At 70.2% G+C, this 19,760-nt stretch carries 13 protein-coding genes, 1 tRNA gene and 1 rRNA gene; 3 read left to right on the forward strand and 12 right to left on the reverse strand.

The features are described from left to right. Positions 1-3: 3 nt before the first annotated feature. Together ACFY8U_RS27890 and ACFY8U_RS27895 are read left to right on the forward strand one after the other, a co-directional pair. A complete protein-coding gene (locus tag ACFY8U_RS27890) occupies positions 4-840 on the forward strand; it encodes an Fpg/Nei family DNA glycosylase (RefSeq protein WP_389574987.1) in 837 nt (278 codons plus the stop codon). A 32-nt stretch (positions 841-872) separates the two neighbouring features. After that, positions 873-1,637: an SDR family NAD(P)-dependent oxidoreductase gene (locus ACFY8U_RS27895; protein ID WP_389574990.1), complete on the forward strand. Its 765-nt coding sequence runs from the start codon at positions 873-875 to the stop codon at positions 1,635-1,637. Here the strand turns inward: ACFY8U_RS27895 and ACFY8U_RS27900 are convergent. The 10 genes from ACFY8U_RS27900 to ACFY8U_RS27945 all read right to left on the reverse strand — a co-directional run bounded on the left by ACFY8U_RS27900 (position 1,585) and on the right by ACFY8U_RS27945 (position 16,550). Beyond that, on the reverse strand, positions 1,585-1,929 hold the full coding sequence (locus ACFY8U_RS27900) for a hypothetical protein (protein WP_389574993.1): 345 nt from the start codon (positions 1,927-1,929) through the stop codon (positions 1,585-1,587). The genes ACFY8U_RS27895 and ACFY8U_RS27900 overlap by 53 nt on opposite strands. Before the next feature lie 100 nt (positions 1,930-2,029). Next, positions 2,030-2,500, reverse strand: a complete 471-nt coding sequence (locus ACFY8U_RS27905) for a DNA starvation/stationary phase protection protein (RefSeq protein WP_361603872.1) — start codon at positions 2,498-2,500, stop codon at positions 2,030-2,032. 163 nt (positions 2,501-2,663) lie between these two features. Then, complete coding sequence (locus tag ACFY8U_RS27910; RefSeq protein ID WP_019889909.1) at positions 2,664-3,047, reverse strand: helix-turn-helix domain-containing protein; 384 nt, start codon at positions 3,045-3,047, stop codon at positions 2,664-2,666. Positions 3,048-3,156: 109 nt separating this feature from the next. Beyond that, entirely contained in the window at positions 3,157-3,666 is a 510-nt protein-coding gene (locus ACFY8U_RS27915; RefSeq protein ID WP_389574997.1) for a CinA family protein, read from the reverse strand. After that, on the reverse strand, positions 3,663-4,583 hold the full coding sequence (gene pgsA / locus ACFY8U_RS27920) for a CDP-diacylglycerol--glycerol-3-phosphate 3-phosphatidyltransferase (RefSeq protein ID WP_389575000.1): 921 nt from the start codon (positions 4,581-4,583) through the stop codon (positions 3,663-3,665). Before pgsA ends, ACFY8U_RS27915 begins: the two co-directional genes overlap by 4 nt. Further along, positions 4,580-6,082 (reverse strand): 30S ribosomal protein S12 methylthiotransferase RimO, encoded by a 1,503-nt coding sequence (gene rimO / locus ACFY8U_RS27925; protein WP_361603863.1) that lies wholly within the window; start codon positions 6,080-6,082, stop codon positions 4,580-4,582. Before rimO ends, pgsA begins: the two co-directional genes overlap by 4 nt. A 73-nt stretch (positions 6,083-6,155) precedes the next feature. Then, positions 6,156-6,986 carry a helix-turn-helix domain-containing protein gene (locus tag ACFY8U_RS27930; RefSeq protein ID WP_389575003.1) on the reverse strand — a complete coding sequence of 277 codons (831 nt, stop codon included), beginning with the start codon at positions 6,984-6,986 and terminating at the stop codon, positions 6,156-6,158. Between the two features lie 208 nt (positions 6,987-7,194). After that, positions 7,195-10,017 carry a DNA translocase FtsK gene (locus ACFY8U_RS27935; protein ID WP_389575006.1) on the reverse strand — a complete coding sequence of 941 codons (2,823 nt, stop codon included), beginning with the start codon at positions 10,015-10,017 and terminating at the stop codon, positions 7,195-7,197. 127 nt (positions 10,018-10,144) lie between these two features. Next, positions 10,145-10,819: a response regulator gene (locus ACFY8U_RS27940; RefSeq protein ID WP_352191990.1), complete on the reverse strand. Its 675-nt coding sequence runs from the start codon at positions 10,817-10,819 to the stop codon at positions 10,145-10,147. Positions 10,820-11,060: 241 nt separating this feature from the next. Continuing rightward, positions 11,061-16,550, reverse strand: coding sequence for a HAMP domain-containing protein (locus ACFY8U_RS27945; RefSeq protein WP_389575009.1), 5,490 nt, complete (start codon positions 16,548-16,550; stop codon positions 11,061-11,063). A gap of 269 nt (positions 16,551-16,819) precedes the next feature. On the opposite strand from ACFY8U_RS27945, the gene ACFY8U_RS27950 reads away from it, so the two are divergent. Next, positions 16,820-19,471 carry a SpoIIE family protein phosphatase gene (locus ACFY8U_RS27950; protein ID WP_389575012.1) on the forward strand — a complete coding sequence of 884 codons (2,652 nt, stop codon included), beginning with the start codon at positions 16,820-16,822 and terminating at the stop codon, positions 19,469-19,471. Between the two features lie 114 nt (positions 19,472-19,585). Here the strand turns inward: ACFY8U_RS27950 and ACFY8U_RS27955 are convergent. Together ACFY8U_RS27955 and rrf are read right to left on the reverse strand one after the other, a co-directional pair. Beyond that, positions 19,586-19,661 (reverse strand) — tRNA-Thr (locus ACFY8U_RS27955). Positions 19,662-19,665: 4 nt separating this feature from the next. Beyond that, a 5S ribosomal RNA gene (rrf, locus tag ACFY8U_RS27960) occupies positions 19,666-19,760 on the reverse strand; the annotation flags it as partial.

Raw genomic sequence — 19,760 nt, forward strand, 5'->3', positions numbered from 1 at the left:
GCCATGCCCGAAGGAGACACCGTCTGGCGTGCCGCCCGCCGTCTGCACACGGCGCTGGCGGGCCGCGTCGTGACCCGGTCCGATCTGCGTGTGCCCCGCTTCGCCACCGCCGATCTCACCGGTCGGGCCGTCCTGGACGTGACACCGCGCGGCAAGCACCTCCTGACCCGGTTCGAGGACGGGCTGACGCTCCACTCACATCTGCGGATGGACGGCTCCTGGCGCGTGTTCGCCACCGGTGAGCGCTGGCGCGGTGGACCGGCGCACCAGATCCGGGCGATCCTCGGCAACACCGAGCACACCGCCGTCGGTTATCGCCTCCCGGTCCTGGAGCTGATCCGCACGGCCGAGGAGCAGAGCGTCGTCGGCCATCTGGGCCCGGACCTCCTCGGCCCGGACTGGGATCCGGCGGAGGCCGTCCGCCGGCTCACCACCGACCCCGGCCGCTCCCTCGGCGAGGCCCTGCTCGACCAGCGGAATCTCGCGGGCATCGGCAACGTGTACAAGTCGGAGCTGGCATTCCTCGCCGCCGTCACCCCCTGGCTCCCGGTCGGCGAGCTCGCGCCCGGCGTCCCCGAGCGGCTCGTCGCCACGGCCCACCGCCTCCTGGAGGCGAACAAGGACCGTGCGGACCGGCGCACGACCACCACCCGCCATCCCACCCACAACCTCTACGTGTACGGACGCGAGCACCGCCCCTGCCTGCGCTGCGGTGCCCCCGTCCGCCGGGCCGAGCTCGTCGACCGCGTCACGTACTGGTGCCCCGGCTGCCAGCAGGGCCCGTCCCGCGCCGCAGACTCCCGGGGCGGCCCCTCCGCCGAATCCGGACCCGCTAATTGACGGGTCGTCAGATCCAGTCGTACGGTCCCGTCATGGCCCTCACCGCGTACGACCTCACCGGACGCACCGCGTTCGTCACCGGCGCCGCGAGCGGAATCGGCCGCGCGACGGCCGCGCTCCTCGCCCAGGCGGGCGCCTCCGTCCACTGCGCGGACCGCGACGAACTCGGCCTCCGCGAGACCGCGAAACTCGTCTCCGAACAGGGCGGCACCGCGCACCCCCACGTCCTCGACGTCACCGACCGCACCGCCCTCGCCACGGCCGTCGCGAGCGCGGGCCCCCTCCACGCCATGGCGGCCATCGCCGGGATCATGCATACGAGTTCGGTCCTGGAGACCCGTGACGAGGACCTCGACCGTCTTCTCGCGGTCAACTTCAAGGGTGTGCTGTACGCCTGCCAGGAGGCGGCCCGCTCGATGATCGCGACCGGAACTCGCGGCTCCATCATCACGATGGCCTCGGGAGCCATGGACACCGCGAGCGCGGGCCTGCTCTGTTACAGCGTCACCAAGGCCGCCGTCGTCCAGCTGACCAAGACGCTGGCCACCGAGGTCGGCCGGCACGGCATCCGGGTCAACGCGATCGCCCCCGGCTGGATCCGCACGCCCATGACCGACCGGCACGAACCGGCCGCTCAGGAGCAGGCGGAGGCGGCCATGACCCGCCACTCCCCCCTGGGTCGGGTGGGCGAACCGGAGGACATCGCACACGCGGTCCTCCACCTCGCGTCCGACGCCGCCTCCTTCACGACGGGTCAGATCCTCCGCCCCAACGGCGGCGTCGCGATGCCGTGGTGACCTGCGCACCCCCTGTGCCCTCCCCGGCCCGTCCGGCGTCCCCCCGAACACCGTGCGGACCGGTGGCGCCCGGCCGTCCGGCGCGCACCCGTCCACCCGCGGCGGCGGACGCCGTCACGTGCACCGGCAGCAAGCTCAGCCCCCAGCCGCCGGCCGCGACCGCCCCCTCCACCAGCCCCGCCTGATCGGGAACCAGCACCAGTCGCAGCACCGCCCACCACCACAGCCCGCCGGCCACCAGCCCGCCCGCCACCCACACGGGCATCACCAGCGGAACCCGTCGCCGTACCATGGCCGCCTCCTGCGTTCGACGCTAGACCGGCCGTATCACCCTGCGGGAGGGCGCACCGGAGGCAGACCCGGCGCACGAAGCGCACAACGCGGGCGCCATGTCAGGCGCTCTCGGCCTGGAACATCCACGCGTGCTTCTCAAGGTCGGCGGTGAGCCCGATCAGGATGTCCTGGGTGACCGGATCCGGCTCGTCCGTGGCGACGATCCGCTCCCGCATGCGCGCGATCACCGCGACCAGGGCGTCGACCAGGATCTTCACGGCCTCGGTGTCCTTGATCCAGCCGGACGGGACGTCACCGATGGCGCTTCCGGAGGCGACCGAGGCGGCCCTGCCGTCCGGGTTGACACCGATCGCGGACGCGCGTTCGGCCACCACGTCGGAGTGCTGACGTGCGGTGACCACGACCTCGTCGAGTTGCAGATGAACCGAGCGGAAGCGCGGTCCGACCACGTTCCAGTGAACCTGCTTGGCCACGAGGCCCAGGTCGACCAGGTCGACCAGCGCTCCCTGCAAGGCGTCGCCGACCGTCTTCCGGTCGGCCTCGGACAGCGAACTCTTCACGACGGACATATGTGTTCTCCAACCAGTCGTACGTTCCCCCACCATGGCACGCATGACCGAAATCGGGCATCTCAAACCCGTCTGTATGAACCCGCCGAAACGCCCTCAAAAGCACTAAAGCCCCGGTGGATGCCCACAAGGGACATCCACCGGGGCCTTAGCCCACTTGGCGTCAGGCAGCGACGACGTCCACCGCTTCCGCGGGCGCCTTGATGGTCACCCGCTCGGTGGGCACACCTGCCACCGACGTCACCGACACCGAATTGAGCATCGGGCGTACCGGCGCAGGCACCGGTTCGCTCGCCGCTGCCGACTCGGCCAGTTCGGCCAACGACAGCTCGTCGCTCACTTCACGCATGAGCTCGGACATCCGTACGTCCAGCGCGTCGCAGATCGCGGAGAGCAGCTCGGAGGAAGCCTCCTTCTGCCCCCGCTCCACCTCGGAGAGATAGCCGAGCGAAACTCGGGCGGACGAGGAGACTTCGCGCAGAGTACGGCCCTGGCGCTGGCGCTGCCGACGCAGCACGTCACCCAACAGGCGACGGAGCAGAATCATCGGTGGCTCCCTCCTCGGACCGCGTAGCCGCATCCTTCACGCCCCACCGTACCGCCTCGCGCTGCGGCCGTGCGGGGAGCGATGTCGTGTTCACTCAGGGCTGCAAACATCAATTCCCCCCGTTCTGTTCCGTATCCTGTGCCCGCCCATTTCCCGAGAGTTCGTCGCCGAGCAGCTCCAGCACGCTCCGTACGCTCTCTCTACGGATTTCCGCACGGCCGCCGTTCAACCGCAACGCGGCCACTTTCCCGGCGCCGACGGGCCCCGCCACCGCCACGTACACGGTGCCGACGGGCTGTCCGTCCTGCGGTTCGGGCCCGGCCACGCCGGTCGTCGCGATGCCCCAGTCGGCGCCGAGCCGGAAGCGGGCACCCACCGCCATCTGCAACGCGACCTCGGGATCGACGGCTCCGCGCTCCGCCAGGAGGGTCTCGTCGACCTGCAGAAGATCCCGCTTGAGCGCCGTTGCGTACGCCGTGACGGACCCGCGGAACGATGTCGATGCTCCGGGTACGGAAGTGAGCTCCGCGGCCACCAGACCGCCCGTGAGGGACTCCGCGGCGGCGAGGGTCTGACCACGCTCCGCAAGCAGCTCCAGCACCCGGGCGGCCGTGGTCATCGCGCCGACCCCGCTGCCGGCCCCTTCGCGGACGCGTCAGAGACCTCGGGCACAGTGGACGTCTCGTCCACGGGCGCCGCCGCGGGCCCCGGCATCGACCCGTTCGACTCAGCCGCCGGCGGGGTCTCCGACCCACTCGCCGACCCCGCCCCAGGCCGCTTACCGGCCCCCGAAGCCCCAGAGGTCCCGGAAGCCCCAGAGGTCCCCGAAGCCCTGGAGGCAGAGGCGCCGGCAGTCCCCGAGGCCGCCCCGGAAGCCCCCGGAGCCCTCGAAGCCCGTTCCGCGGCCAGTCCCCGGCGCCGCAGGACGATCGCCTGTCGCACATAGTCCAGGCCGGTGACGACCGTCAGCACGACGGCCACCACCATCACCCAGAAGCGCAACGTGGCAAGTGGACCGGTCAGCACCAGCACGTACATGCCGACCGCCGCGCCCTGCGCCAATGTCTTCATCTTGCCGCCGCGGCTGGCCGGAATCACCCCGTGCCGGATCACCCAGAACCGCATCAGCGTGATCCCGAGCTCCCGCGCGAGGATCACCACCGTCACCCACCAGGGCAGGTCGCCGAGCGACGACAGACAGATCAGTCCGGCCGCCATGATCGCCTTGTCGGCGATCGGGTCGGCGATCTTCCCGAAGTCCGTGACCAGGTTGTACGTCCGCGCCAGATGCCCGTCGAAGATGTCCGTGATCATGGCCACGGCGAACGCCGCCCAGGCCCAGGCGCGCCAGACCGGGTCGTGCCCGCCGTCCTGGAGGAGCAGCAGCACGAAGCCGGGCACCAGCACCAGGCGGATCATGGTGAGGATGTTGGCGATGTTCCACAGGCTGGCCTGGTTGACGGCCGCCGAGCCCAGCTTGCCGCCCGGCGCGGGCCTACCGGTCCCGCCCGCCGCGGATGCCGGGGCTCCCGTCATCTGCCCGCCTCCTCGAAAAGACACTCGGCCACCAGGTCGACGCCTTCCGTCCCCACGACCTTCGCCTCGACCATACGGCCCGGAGCAAGGCCCAGGCGCGCGGCGGAGTCCGCGGTGAGGACGACCTGGCCGTCCGTCTCGGGCGCCTGATGGGCCGCGCGGCCGATCACGCCGTCCTCCTCGTCGATCGATTCGACGAGTACTTCCAGGGTCTCTCCGATCCGCTCCTCCGCACGCTGGGCGGTGAGCTCCTCGGCGAGCCGGGAGAGGTGGGCGAGCCGCTCGTCCACGACCTCCTGGTCGAGCTTCTGCTCGTACGTGGCGGCTTCGGTGCCGTCCTCGTCGGAGTAGCCGAAGACGCCGATGGCGTCGAGCCGCGCGTGCGTGATGAAGCGTTCCAGCTCGGCGAAGTCCGCCTCGGTCTCGCCGGGGAAGCCCACGATGAAGTTGGACCGGGCGCCGGCCAGCGGGGCCTTGCCGCGGATCGTCTCCAGGAGCTCCAGGAAGCGGTCGGTGTCGCCGAAGCGGCGCATGGCCCGCAGCACGGCCGGCGCGCTGTGCTGGAAGGACAGGTCGAAGTACGGGACGACCTTCTCGGTCGAGGTCAGCACGTCGATCAGGCCGGGCCGCATCTCGGCGGGCTGGAGGTAGCTGACCCGGACCCGCTCGATGCCGTCGACGGCCGCGAGGTCGGGGAGCAGGCTCTCCAGGAGGCGGATGTCGCCCAGGTCCTTGCCGTACGAGGTGTTGTTCTCGGAGACCAGCATGACCTCCTTCACACCCTGCTCGGCGAGCCAGCGCGTCTCGTTGAGGACGTCGGAGGGACGCCGCGAGACGAAGGAGCCGCGGAAGGACGGGATGGCGCAGAAGGAGCAGCGGCGGTCGCAGCCCGAGGCGAGCTTCACCGAGGCGACCGGGCTGGTGTCCAGGCGGCGGCGCAGCGGGGCGCGCGGGCCGGAGGCCGGGGCGAGGCCGTCGGGGAGGTCGGTCGGTACGTTCTCGGGCGCCTCGACGGCCACGGCGACGGCGCCGTGGCCGGGGAGGGCCACGTCGGCGGCGGCCTGCTGGCGCTCCACCGGGGAGAGCGGGAGCAGCTTGCGGCGGTCGCGCGGGGTGTGGGCCTCCACGCTGCCACCGCTGAGGATGGTCTGGAGGCGGTTGGAGATGTCGGAGTAGTCGTCGAAGCCGAGCACTCCGTCGGCTTCGGGCAGGGCCTCGGCGAGCTCCTTGCCGTACCGCTCGGCCATGCAGCCGACGGCGACGACGGCCTGGGTCTTGCCGTGATCCTTCAGATCATTGGCTTCGAGGAGGGCGTCGACGGAGTCCTTCTTGGCGGCTTCGACGAATCCACAGGTGTTGACGACGGCGACATCGGCGTCCTCGGCGTTCTCGACGAGCTCCCAGCCGTCCGCTGCCAAGCGGCCTGCGAGCTCCTCCGAGTCCACCTCGTTACGGGCGCAGCCAAGAGTGACAAGGGCGACGGTACGGCGTTCGGGCATGGACTCAAGACTACTTCGTCCCGGCCGTACCCCCGCCGCGCAGGGTTCACCTGCGCGATGGCCGCCCGGAAGGTCATCCGGACTCGGGGGCGCCCTTGGTGTACGAGAGCCGCTCGACGGCGCCCGACTCGAACTTCTCGGTGATCTTCTTGCCGTTCACGAAGAGCTCGATCGGGCCGGCGTTGCCCAGGATCAGGTCGACGCGCTCGTCGTCCTGGAAGGTCTTGGACTCGCCCTCGAGGAGGAGCCCGTCGAAGAGCAGCTTGCCGTCGCTGGCCTTGGCGCTGATCCAGCTCTTGTCGTCGATCGCCGTCAGCTTGACCGTGACCTTGTCCTTCGGGACCGCCGCGATCGCGCTCGGCGCCGGCTTGGTACCGGGGGTCTTGGTGGGCTTCGTGGTGGGGCTGGTGGTCTTCTTCTCCGGGGCCGGGCCCTCGGCGACCGCGCCGGCCCCGCCCTGGGTGTCGTTGCCGCTGAACATGGTGAAGCCGACGAAACCGACGACGGCGACGATCGCGGCCACCATCGCCGCGGTCCAGTTGGGGCGACGCGGCTCGGGACGGATGCGTTCCGCCTCGAAGAGCGGCGCCGCGGGGGTGGGCGCGGGGCGGCCGCCGTGCTCGGAGTCGTACTGCTCGATCAGTGGCGCCGGATCGATCCCGACGGCGCGGGCGAGCGTACGGATGTGCCCGCGGGCGTAGACATCGCCACCGCAGCGCGAGAAGTCGTCCTCCTCGATCGCGTGCACGATCGGGATGCGGACCCGCGTGGAGGCACTGACCTCGTCGACGGTGAGACCGGCGGCGATCCGGGCCTGCTGGAGTGCACGACCGATCGAATCCCGGTCGTCTGCCGGGAAGTTCCGGTCGTCTTCGGGGGATTCGGGGGAGTTGCCGATGGACACGAGAGCGCCTTTCGAGCGTGTAACCACCTGCTGGACGTTCAGTCTATGGGTGGTACGAAAGGGTGGGGCAACCGGGCGGACGCTGTTTGTACGCCATGAGGCTGGGACATCCTTCTGTCCTTCCCTCCAACTTGACGTACGAACAAGGGAAACGGTTGCCCACGTTCCCTTACGAGTGAGTCTCGACCCGGTCTCGTTCCGGCGCGCGTCAGTCCCCGGAGCCCCCGCGGATCACGGCCAGCACCCCGTCCAGCTCGTCCGGCTTGACGAGCACGTCCCGCGCCTTGGACCCCTCGCTCGGTCCGACGATGTTCCGCGACTCCATCAGATCCATCAGCCGGCCGGCCTTGGCGAAGCCGACGCGCAGCTTGCGCTGGAGCATCGAGGTGGAGCCGAACTGTGTGGAGACGACCAGCTCGGCGGCCTGGCACAGCAGGTCGAGGTCGTCGCCGATCTCCTCGTCGATCTCCTTCTTCTGCTTGGTGCCGACGGTGACGTCGTCCCGGAACACCGGGGCCATCTGGTCCTTGCAGTGCTGGACGACGACCGCGACCTCGGCCTCGGTGACGAAGGCGCCCTGCATACGGACGGGCTTGTTCGCACCCATCGGCAGGTACAGACCGTCACCCTTTCCGATGAGCTTCTCGGCTCCGGGCTGGTCGAGGATGACCCGGCTGTCGGCCAGCGACGAGGTCGCGAAGGCGAGCCGGGAGGGCACGTTCGCCTTGATCAGACCGGTGACGACGTCCACCGACGGCCGCTGGGTGGCGAGCACCAGATGAATGCCGGCGGCTCGGGCCAACTGGGTGATACGGACGATCGCGTCCTCGACGTCACGCGGGGCGACCATCATCAGATCGGCCAGCTCGTCCACGATCACCAGCAGGTACGGATAGGTCTTCAGCTCGCGCTCGCTGCCCTCGGGCAGTTTGACCTTGCCGTTGCGGATGGCCTCGTTGAAGTCGTCGATGTGCCGGAAACCGAAGGCCGCCAGGTCGTCGTAGCGCAGGTCCATCTCGCGCACCACCCACTGCAGCGCCTCGGCGGCCCGCTTGGGGTTGGTGATGATCGGCGTGATCAGGTGCGGGATGCCCTCGTAGGCGGTGAGCTCGACCCGCTTGGGGTCGACCAGCACCATCCGGACGTCCTCGGGGGTCGCCCTTATCATCACCGAGGTGATCAGGCAGTTGATGCACGAGGACTTTCCGGAGCCCGTGGCACCGGCGACCAGGATGTGCGGCATCTTCGCCAGGTTGGCCATCACATAGCCGCCCTCGACGTCCTTGCCGAGCGCCACCAGCATCGGGTGGTCGTCGCCCGCCGCGTCCGCGAGCCGCAGCACGTCGCCGAGGTTGACCATCTCGCGGTCGGAGTTCGGGATCTCGATGCCGACCGCGGACTTCCCCGGGATCGGCGAGATGATCCGCACGTCCGGGGAGGCCACGGCGTACGCGATGTTCTTCGTCAGGGCCGTGATCTTCTCGACCTTCACGGCCGGGCCGAGCTCGACCTCGTACCGCGTGACCGTCGGTCCCCGCGTGAAGCCGGTGACGGCCGCGTCGACCTTGAACTCGGTGAAGACGTTGGAGAGCGAGTCCACGACGGCGTCGTTCGCTGCGCTCCGGGTCTTGCCTGGCCCACCGCGCTCCAGCAGGTCCATCGAGGGCAGCGCGTACGTGATGTCGCCGGAGAGCTGGAGCTGCTCCGCGCGGGGCGGCATCTCGTTGTGCTCGGGCGCGGGCTTGGTGAGGTCCGGTACGGCTCCGGGGACGCGGCCTGCCTGCGCGCCGCGGGCGGACGGCACCGGCGCGGCGGGCCGGGCCCCGGCGGCCTCGGCGGCCTCCGCCTCCGCGGCCTGGGCCTCGGCCGCGGTGGCCGCGACGGCGGCGGCGCGCTCGGCGGTGACGTCCCGGGTCAGACCGGCGACGAGCGGGGAGGGCGGCATGCCGTTGAGCACGGCGCCGTCGAGCGCGGCCGCGGCCGCCGCGGCGACGTCCACGGCGTCCATGGGCCGGTCGAAGGCGGGCTGCGCCGAGGGGCGGCGCGGGCGCCTGCGCCGGGTGAGTGCCTCCTCCTCCGCCTGGTCCACGTCGTACACCTGGTTCGGTCCGGCGGTGGTGCGCCGGGCGCGCGCGGCGGGCTGCGGGGCGGCCTCGCGCCAGTCCTCGTCGTACTCCTCCCCCTCGGCCTCGGGGTCGTACGCCGGCTCGACCAGGCCGAGCTTGGCGCCGAGACGGCGCAGGCGCTGCGGGATGGCGTTGACGGGCGTGGCGGTGACGACGAGCAGCCCGAAGACCGTGAGCAGCACCAGGAGCGGTACGGCGAGGACCTCGCCCATCATGAAGATCAGAGGCTTGGACGCAGCCCAGCCGATGAGCCCGCCGGCGTCCTGCATCGCCTCGGTGCCCTCACCGCGCCCCGGGGAGCCGCAGGCGATGTGGACCTGCCCGAGCACGCCGATGACGAGGGCGGAGAGACCGATGACGATCCGGCCGTTGGCCTCCGGCTTCTCCGGATAGAGGATCAGCCGGATCGCCATGGCGCCGACCAGCAGCGGCACGAGCAGGTCGAGCCGGCCGAACGCGCCGGTGACGAGCATCTCGACGAGGTCGCCGACGGGGCCGCGCAGGTTGGACCAGGTGCCGGCGGCGACGATCAGCGTGACGCCGAGCAGCAACAGCGCCAGGCCGTCCTTGCGGTGGGCGGGGTCGAGGCCCTTGGCTCCGCGCCCTATGCCGCGGAACATCGCGCCCACGCCGTGCGCGATGCCGAGCCAGAGGCCGCGCGCCAGCCGGTACACGCCTCCGGTGGGGGACGGCGCGGGTTTGGGCGCCGCCTTCTTGGCAGCGGTCTTCCTCGCGGGTGCGCGCTTGGCGGGCGCGGCCTTCTTCGCCGCGGTCTTCTTCGCGGGAGGCTTGGCGGGCGACTTCGCGGGCGCCGCTTTCTTCGCGGCACCGCTCGTACGGCCGGCGCGCGGCTTCGCGGTGCCCGCCGTGCCCTGGGAACCCTTGCCGGACGTACGTGAGGCCATGATGCTGAGGTTACCGGTGTGAGCCGTGTCGGACACGTGCCCGTCCGGGCTCACCCGTTCGTGTCGAACGTACAGGGGCGCGAAACTGACGCCCGCTCACTGCGGGCGATCACGGATTGACGGTGGGTCAGCTCTGCGAGGGCAGTACGGGCGGCCCGCCCGCGCCCGGCTCCAGAGCGTCCAGGGCCCGCCGCAGCCCGGTGAGCTTGCGCTCCAGGTGCGCGGCGGTGGCGACCGCGGCGGCATCGGCCGAGTCGTCGTCGAGCTGCTTGGACAGCGCCTCCGCCTGCTCCTCGACCGCCGCGAGGCGGGCGGAGAGCTCGGCGAGCAGTCCGGCGGACTCCTTGGCGTGGCCTCCGTGGCCACCGCCCTCCAACTGGAGCCGGAGCAGTGCGGCCTGCTCACGGAGCTGGCAGTTCTTCATGTACAGCTCGACGAAGACCGAGACCTTGGCGCGCAGCACCCACGGGTCGAACGGCTTGGAGATGTAGTCGACCGCTCCGGCCGCGTAACCCCGGAAGGTGTGGTGGGGGCCGTGGTTGATGGCGGTCAGGAAGATGATCGGGATGTCCCGGGTCCGCTCGCGCCGCTTGATGTGCGCGGCGGTCTCGAATCCGTCCATTCCCGGCATCTGGACATCCAGCAGAATGACCGCGAAATCGTCGGTCAGCAGCGCCTTGAGCGCTTCCTCCCCGGACGATGCCCGTACCAGCGTCTGATCGAGCGCGGAGAGAATGGCCTCCAGCGCCAGCAGATTCTCCGGCCGGTCATCGACCAGGAGGATCTTGGCCTTCTGCACCATGCCCCGTCCTCCTCGCCCCGGCAACGGCTCTCCCCGGCTCGCCGAGCCGGGGGAAGCACCGGGCGCCGCCCCAGAAGACGACTCCCATGCGCCGTCCGTCCTTGTGCCGGTCATGGTAGCCGCACCCCGCCTGTCGCCACACCCTGTCACCACGATGTCACTGTGCACGTAGCAGAAACGTGGTGAGAGACCAGAAGGTTCCCCGAATCCCGCCCTCTCACACGCCCGCGGCGACAGTCCGTCAACAACCCCCGGTTCCGTTTCCGCGCATCCACCCCTCCATCACCGAGAGCAGGTGATCGGGGTCGACCGGCTTGGTGACGTAGTCGGAGGCGCCCGACTCGATCGCCTTCTCCCGGTCGCCCTTCATCGCCTTCGCGGTGAGCGCGATGATCGGCAGCCCGGCGAACTGCGGCATCCGGCGGATCGCCGTCGTCGTCGCGTATCCGTCCATCTCGGGCATCATGATGTCCATCAGAACGACCGTCACATCGTCGTGCTGCTCCAGCACCTCGATGCCCTCACGGCCGTTCTCGGCATACAGCACCGCGAGGCCGTGCTGCTCGAGCACGCTGGTGAGCGCGAAGACGTTACGGATGTCGTCGTCCACGATCAGCACCTTCTCGCCGCCGAAGGTGAACGTACGGCGCGGCTCGGCCTCCACGCGCTCGTCCTCGGCCGTCTGCTCGGCCTGAACGCCCCGACCGGGCTGGCCCGGCAGCGCGGGCCGCTCCTCGAACCCGGACTGCGCCGCCTTGCGCCGGTGCCGGAACAGCGCCCCGGCGCCGGAACGCAGGTCGGCCGCCATGGGCGCGGGCGCGAAGTGCGCCGCGGACTCGTCGGCCGATCCGTCGTCCAGACCCTGCCGCGGGTCCGTGGAGCCCGGCTCCCCCGCCCCGTACGGCGGCAGCTCGACGGGGCTCAGCGGCAGATAGAGCGTGAACGTGGAGCCGCGGCCCGGCTCGCTCGCCGCGTAGATCTCACCGCCGAGCAGCCGCGCGATCTCCCGGCTGATGGAGAGCCCCAGCCCCGTACCGCCGTACTTGCGGCTGGTCGTCCCGTCCGCCTGCTTGAACGCCTCGAAGATCACCCGCATCTTGCCGGCGGCGATCCCGATACCGGTGTCCGTCACCGAGAAGGCGATCAGGTCCGCCTCCGGGTCGCGCAGCGAACCGGACTCCAGGAGCTGCTCCCGGATCGACTGGGGCACATCCGTCCCGGCGGGCCGGATGACCAGCTCCACCGCGCCCGAGTCGGTGAACTTCACCGCGTTGGACAGCAGGTTGCGCAGCACCTGGAGCAGGCGCTGCTCGTCGGTGTGCAGCGTGGCGGGCAGCTCCGGCGAGACCCGGACCGAGAAGTCGAGCCCCTTCTCCGCCGTCAGCGGCCGGAAGGTCGCCTCGACGTAGTCGACGAGCTGGACGAGCGCGATACGGGTCGGGGAGACGTCCATCTTGCCCGCCTCGACCTTGGACAGGTCGAGGATGTCGTTGATCAGCTGGAGCAGATCGGAGCCGGCCCCATGGATCGTCTCGGCGAACTCGACCTGCTTGGGCGAGAGGTTGTGGTCCGCGTTGTCGGCCAGCAACTTGGCCAGGATCAGCAGCGAGTTGAGCGGGGTGCGCAGCTCGTGCGACATGTTGGCCAGGAACTCGGACTTGTACCGCATCGAGACGGCGAGCTGTTCGGCCCGCTCCTCCAGGACCTGACGGGCCTCCTCGATCTCGGTGTTCTTCACCTCGATGTCCCGGTTCTGCCGGGCGAGCAGTTCGGCCTTCTCCTCCAGCTCGGCGTTGGAGCCCTGGAGCTCCTTCTGCCGGTGCTCCAGCTCCGCCGAACGCTCACGCAGCTGCTCGGTCAGCTCCTGCGACTGCTTCAGGAGCACCTCGGTCTTGGTGTTGACGCTGATGGTGTTGACGGTGGTCGCGATCAGCTCCGCGAGCTGGTTGAGGAAGTCCCGCTGGATCTGGGTGAACGGCTGGAACGAGGCCAGCTCGATGACGCCGAGGACCTTCCCCTCGAAGAGGACGGGAAGCACGATCACATGCGCCGGGGCGGCCTCGCCGAGCCCGGAGGAGATCTTCAGATAGCCCGGCGGCACATTGACCTGGATCGTCCGCTTCTCCTCGGCCGCCGTCCCGATGAGCGTCTCGCCGGGACGGAACGAGGTGGGCATCGAACCGGCGGAGTAGCCGTAACTGCCGCGCATCCGCAGCTCGTACGAGCCCTCCCCCTGCCCGCCCAGTTCGGGGCTGCCCGTCGAGGAGCCGGTGGGAAGCGCCACGAAGAAGGCGCCGTGCTGCGCGGAGACGACCGGGGTCAGCTCGCTCATGATGAGCGAGGCGACGTCGTCCAGATCGCGCCGGCCCTGCATCAGACCGGAGATCCGGGCCAGGTTGCCCTTGAGCCAGTCCTGCTCCTCGTTGGCGAGGGTCGTGTCACGCAGGTTGGCGATCATGGTGTTGATGTTGTCCTGAAGCGCCTGGATCTCGCCCGCCGCGTCCACGCCGTCGATCTTCAGGTTCAGGTCGCCGCGGGTCACCGCGGTGGCCACGGCCGCGATCGCGCGCACCTGGCGGGTCAGGTTCCCGGCCATCTCGTTCACGGACTCGGTCAGGTCGCGCCAGGTCCCGTCGACGTCCCGGACCCGGGCCTGACCGCCCAGGATGCCCTCCGTACCCACCTCGCGGGCGACACGGGTGACCTCCTCGGCGAACGAGGACAGCTGGTCGACCATCGTGTTGATGGTGTTCTTCAGCTCCTGGATCTCGCCGCGCGCGTCGATGTCGATCTTCTTGGTGAGATCGCCCTTCGCGATGGCGGTCGTGACCGCGGCGATCTGACGCACCTGACCCGTCAGGTTGGACGCCATCGAGTTCACCGACTCGGTCAGGTCCTTCCACGTGCCGGAGACACCCGGAACCCGTGCCTGGCCGCCCAGTTCACCTTCCGTACCCACCTCGCGGGCGACTCGCGTCACCTCGTCCGCGAAGGACGACAGGGTCGTCACCATCGTGTTGACGGTGTCGGCGAGCTCCGCGACCTCGCCGCGCGCCTCGACCGTCACCTTCTTCGTCAGATCGCCGTTGGCGACCGCCGAGGAGACGCGGGAGATGTTCCGCACCTGACTCGTCAGGTTGTTGGCCATCAGGTTGACGTTGTCGCTCAGGTCCTTCCAGATACCCGTGACCCCGCGCACCCGCGCCTGACCGCCGAGGATGCCCTCCGTGCCCACCTCACGGGCGACTCGCGTCACCTCGTCCGCGAAGTTGGACAGCTGGTCGACCATCGTGTTGACCGTCGTCACCAGTTCGAGGATCTCGCCCTTGGCGTCGACGGTGATCTTCTTCGACAGGTCGCCCTTGGCGACCGCGGTCGTGACCTCGGCGATGTTGCGCACCTGACTGGTCAGGTTGTTCGCCATGAAGTTCACGGACTGGGTGAGGTCCTTCCAGGTGCCGGAGACTCCCTGCACCTCGGCCTGACCACCCAGGATGCCCTCCGTACCCACCTCACGGGCCACCCGGGTCACCTGCTCCGCGAAGCTGGAGAGCTGGTCGACCATGGTGTTGAGGGTGTTCTTCAGCTCCAGGATCTCGCCGCGCGCGTCCACGTCGATCTTCTGCGACAGATCACCGCGCGCCACCGCCGTGGCGACGCCCGCGATGTTGCGGACCTGAGCGGTGAGGTTCCCGGCCATGCCGTTCACCGAGTCGGTCAGATCGCGCCACACACCGGCGACGCCCGGCACCTGCGCCTGGCCCCCGAGCCGGCCGTCCGTACCCACCTCACGGGCCACCCGGGTCACCTGCTCCGCGAAGGCGGAGAGCTGGTCGACCATCGTGTTGATGGTGTTCTTCAGCTCCAGGATCTCGCCGCGCGCGTCCACGTCGATCTTCTGCGACAGATCACCGCGCGCCACCGCCGTCGTCACCTGGGCGATCTGCCGCACCTGGGACGTCAGGTTGCCGGCCATGAAGTTGACGGAGTCGGTGAGCTCCTTCCACGTACCGGAGACACCGTCGACCCGCGCCTGACCGCCGAGCCGGCCCTCCGTGCCCACGTCCCGCGCCATCCGCGTCACCTGGTCGGCGAAGTTCGACAGCTGGGACACCATCGTGTTGACGGTGTTCTTCAGCTCCAGCATCTCGCCGGCGACATCGACGGTGACCTTCTGCGACAGGTCACCGTTGGCGACCGCCGTCGTCACCTGCGCGATGTCCCGCACCTGACCCGTCAGGTTGCGGAACGCCGTGTTCACCGAGTCGGTGAGGTCCTTCCAGGTCCCCGCAGCACCCGGTACATGCGCCTGCCCTCCGAGCAGACCCTCGACACCGACCTCGCGCGCGACCCTCGTCACCTCGGAACCGAACGCGGACAGCTGGTCGACCATCGTGTTGACGGTGTTCTTCAGCTCCAGCATCTCGCCGGCCACGTCGACGGTGACCTTCTGCGAGAGATCACCGTTGGCGACCGCCGTCGTCACCTGCGCGATGTCCCGCACCTGCGTGGTGATGTTCCGGAAGACGGTGTTGACGGAATCGGTCAGGTCCTTCCAGGTGCCGGCCGCGCCGGGCACCTGCGCCTGCCCTCCGAGCAGACCCTCGGCGCCGACCTCGCTCGCCACCCGGGTCACCTCGTCGGCGAACGTCCGCAGCGTCTCGGTCATCTGGTTGATCGTGTCCGCGAGCTGCGCGACCTCGCCGCGCGCGCTGACCGTGACCTTCTGCGACAGATCGCCGTTGGCGACCGCAGTCGTCACCTCGGCGATACCCCTCACCTGATTGGTGAGGTTTCCCGCCATCGTGTTGACGGAGTCGGTGAGGTCCTTCCACACGCCGCCGACCCCGGCGACCTCGGCCTGACCGCCCAGCTCGCCCTCGGTGCCCACCTCACGCGCGACGCGGGTCACCTCGGAGGAGAACGACGACAGCTGGTCCACCATCGTGTTGACGGTGTTCTTCAGCTCCAGCATCTCGCCGGCCACATGAACCGTGACCTTGTTGGACAGATCGCCCCGGGCCACCGCCGTCGTCACGAGAGCGATGTCACGTACCTGCGCGGTCAGTCGGTACGCCATCGTGTTGACCGAATCCGTGAGGTCCTTCCACGAACCGGACATTCCACGCACCTGGGCCTGACCGCCCAGGATGCCCTCCGTACCGACCTCGAGTGCGACCCTTGTCACTTCGTCGGTGAACGCCGAGAGCTGGTCGACCAGGTTGTTCACCGTACGGGCGACCTTCAGGAACTCCCCGCGCAGCGGACGCCCCTCAGGCCCCTCCGACCGCAGGTCCATCCGCTGACCGAGATCACCCTCGGCGACCGCCGACAGCACCCGCCCCACCTCGGAGACCGGCCGCGTCATGTCGTCGACCAGCGCGTTCGCCGCCTCGATGGCCGCCAGCCAGGCACCCTCGCTGGGCCCCGCCTCCAGCCGCTCGGACAGCTTGCCCTCACGTCCCACCATGCGCCGGACCCGCGACAACTCGCCGGTCAGATGCATCTGACGGTCGGCGACCTCGTTGAAGACGGCGGAGATCTCCGCCATCACCCCGTCGCCGGACACGGTCAGCCGCTTACGGAAGTTCCCGTCCCGCATCGAGACCAGGGCGGCGAGCAGCCGATCCATGGCCGCCGCGTCCACCTGAACCGTCCCACCGCTCCGGGGCCGTCCGCCCTTTGCGCGCGTAGTGCCACCGCCGCGCCGCGCCGCCGTGCCAGACTCCACCGTGTCCCTCCCGAAGGGGTTGACCGTTCTGCCCGGGCAGTCACCACAAGCCTGCCCAGTGTTTCACCGCTGGCGAACCTGGCGATAACAGTTCGGCAGCTTCGCATAGCGTCCCCGCCCTCGGGGGACGGAAACAGCGTCGACCGGCATCCGCTCGGACAGCGAAGGTAAGTAACCTGGCATCCGGCTGTCCAACCGCCCCCGTCCGCCCGGCAGGGGCTGGGTGGCGCGAAAACGACCACCGGGCAGCGGGAGGGGCAGAACCGACCATGGCGGAGCCGGGCGTCGAAACGCGTACGAGGAGTTCTGTGATCACCGCGCGGGCGGCTGCCACCTTCGACCCCGTCGGGCGGTCCGTCGCGACCGCCCGCGCCTTCGTCCGGGACACCCTCCAGGGCTGGGGGTACGCCGAGGTCGTCGACGACGCCGTCGTCCTCACCAGCGAACTCGTCACCAACGCCGTCATCCACGCCGGCACGGCGGCGGACGTCCTCTGCCTGCGGAGCGAGGACGGGATCCGCGTCGAGGTCGCCGACCGCTACCCCGAGCGGGAGATCCCCGTCCAGGGCGGACGCACCGTCGCCCACCCGGACCGCGAGAACGGCAGGGGCCTGCTCCTGTGCGCCGCCCTGGCCACCCGCTGGGGCGTCGAGTACACCCCCACGCACAAGCGTGTCTGGTTCCAACTCGACCTCCCCGAGCGCACGATCGGCACCCGCTCCGCCGGACCGGTCCTCCCGGACGCCCTGCTCCCCACCGCCGACAGCCGTGTCCGCGTCGCCGTCGCCCAGATCGACCGCGGCGGGGCCATCACCGCCTGGAACGAGGACGCCGAGGAGCTCTTCGGCTACGCCACCGAACAAGTCACCGGCAAGCCGCTCGGCGACTTCGCCGCCTGGCCCCACACGCCCGGCATCAGTACCGGCCTCGCCGAGGCCCTGCGGCTCTCCCGCTGGGAGGGCAGCTACGGCATCCGCTGCGCCGACGGCCGCATCATCCCGGTCTACGCCTCCCATCTGCGCGTCCGCGACAACGCCGGCGAACCCTCCACGGTCTGTCTGCTCGTACGGGAGTACGAGCGCGCCATCCTCCAGACGCCCCATCGCCCCGCCGTCTCCGACGGGGGCGCCGAGAGCCGCGCCACGGACCCCTTCGAGGTCTTCATCGGCTCCCCGGCCCCCGACGACCTCGACGGCCTCCTCCAGCGGACCGTCGAGCGCGCCCGCGACATGCTCGACGGGGACGCCGCCTTCCTCCTGCTCGCCACCGACGACGAGACCGAACTGGAGGTACGGGCGACCACCGGCCTCCCGTCGGCCCGCCAGCGGTTCGCGCGGGTCCCCGTCGAGACCGGCGCCAGCCGCTACGGCTCCGCCCGGATGCCGGCCGTCCACGAGGACCTGGCCGCCGTCCCCGGCGCCGTCCCCCTCCTCGAAGGCACCGGCATGCGCTCCGTCGTCACCGTGCCGCTCAAGGTGGAGGGCCGGCTCACCGGCTCCCTCGGCGTCGCCGCCGAGAGCTCGAACCGGTACTCCAACGAGGAGGCCCTGCGCCTCCAGTTCGCGGCCGACCGCATCGCGCTCGCGGTCGAGTCGGCCCGCCTCGGCGAGCTCGAACGGCTCCGCCGCGGCTCCCTCAGCTTCCTCGTCGAGGCCTCCGACCTGCTGGCCGGAACCCTCGACCGCGACCAGACGCTGGCCCTCATGGCCCAGATGACCGTCCCGACGCTCGCCACCTGGTGCGCCGTCTACACGATCGCCGACCAGGCCTCGGACCCGTACCTCTCCTACGTTCTGCACGAGGACGAGGACCGCATCGACGGCCTGAAGGCCCTGCTGTCCTCGATCGCCCCGCCCGACCCGGTGCCCACTCTCGGCGCCCGCGTCTGGTCCGCGCCCGGCGAGGCCGCCCACCGGTCAGCCCTCTCCACCTCGATGCGCGAACTCGGCCACGGCAGCGGCCCGTTGTCCTCCGGTATCGACGCCACGCTCGCCACCGCCGCCGTGGTCGGCGGCGAGACGGTGGTCCTGCCCCTGGTCGCCCGCAACCGCGTCATCGGCATGCTGACCCTCGGCAAGCCCTCCGACGACCATTTCCGCCAGGAGATCCTGGAGCTCGCCGAGGATCTCTCGCGCCGCGCCGCCCTCGCCCTGGACAACGCCCGCCTCTACTCGGAGCGCATGGCGATCAGTCAGTCCCTCCAGCGCAGCCTGCTGCCGCCCGGCCTCCCCCAGATCGACGGGGTCGAGGTCGAGGTCATCTACCGGGCCGCCGGCGAGGGCAACGAGGTCGGCGGAGACTTCTACGACCTCTTCCCCATCCGCGACAACGCGTACGGCTTCGCCATCGGCGACGTCTGCGGTACGGGCCCGGAAGCGGCGGCCGTCACGGGCCTCGCCCGGCACGCCCTGCGGCTGCTGGCCCGCGAGGGCTTCGGCGGCCCGGCGGTCCTGGAGCGCCTCAACGCCGCGATCCTCGACGAGGGAGCCCGCAGCCGCTTCCTGACGCTGCTGTACGGGGAGTTGTGGCCGCAGGAGGACGGTTCCGCCATCCTGAAGGTCGTCTGCGCCGGCCACCCGCTGCCGCTGCGCCTCCGCCAGGACGGCACGGTCGTCCCGGCCGCCGACCCTCAGCCCCTCCTGGGCGTCCTCGACGACCTGGAGCTGTACGAGCAGACCATCACCCTCGAACCGGGCGACGTCCTGCTCTGTGTCACCGATGGCGTCACGGAACGCCGCGAGGGCACGCGGATGCTCGGCGACGACGGTCTGATCGAGGTCCTCAAGACCTGCACGGGCCTCACGGCCGGCGCGGTCGCCGCCCGCATCCTGCGCGCGGTCGAGCGCTTCGCCCAGGAGCCCGCCTCGGACGACATGGCCATCCTGGCCATGCGCCTCCCGGAGCCTCTCGACACGAACTGACAGAAGGGTCCCCGCCACGAAGGTGGCGGGGACCCTTCTGCTTCGTGTTGCTCGTGACGCGGGCACAAAACAAAGAAGGCCCCCGCCATCAGGCGGGGGCCTTCTTTGTTTCTCTGGAGCCCTTTAACGGAATCGAACCGTTGACCTTCTCCTTACCATGGAGACGCTCTACCGACTGAGCTAAAAGGGCGGGAGTTCGGCGGCGTCCTACTCTCCCACAGGGTCCCCCCTGCAGTACCATCGGCGCTGAAAGGCTTAGCTTCCGGGTTCGGAATGTAACCGGGCGTTT

Source organism: Streptomyces sp. NPDC012508 (genome assembly GCF_042902595.1).
Classification (GTDB): Bacteria; Actinomycetota; Actinomycetes; order Streptomycetales; family Streptomycetaceae; genus Streptomyces.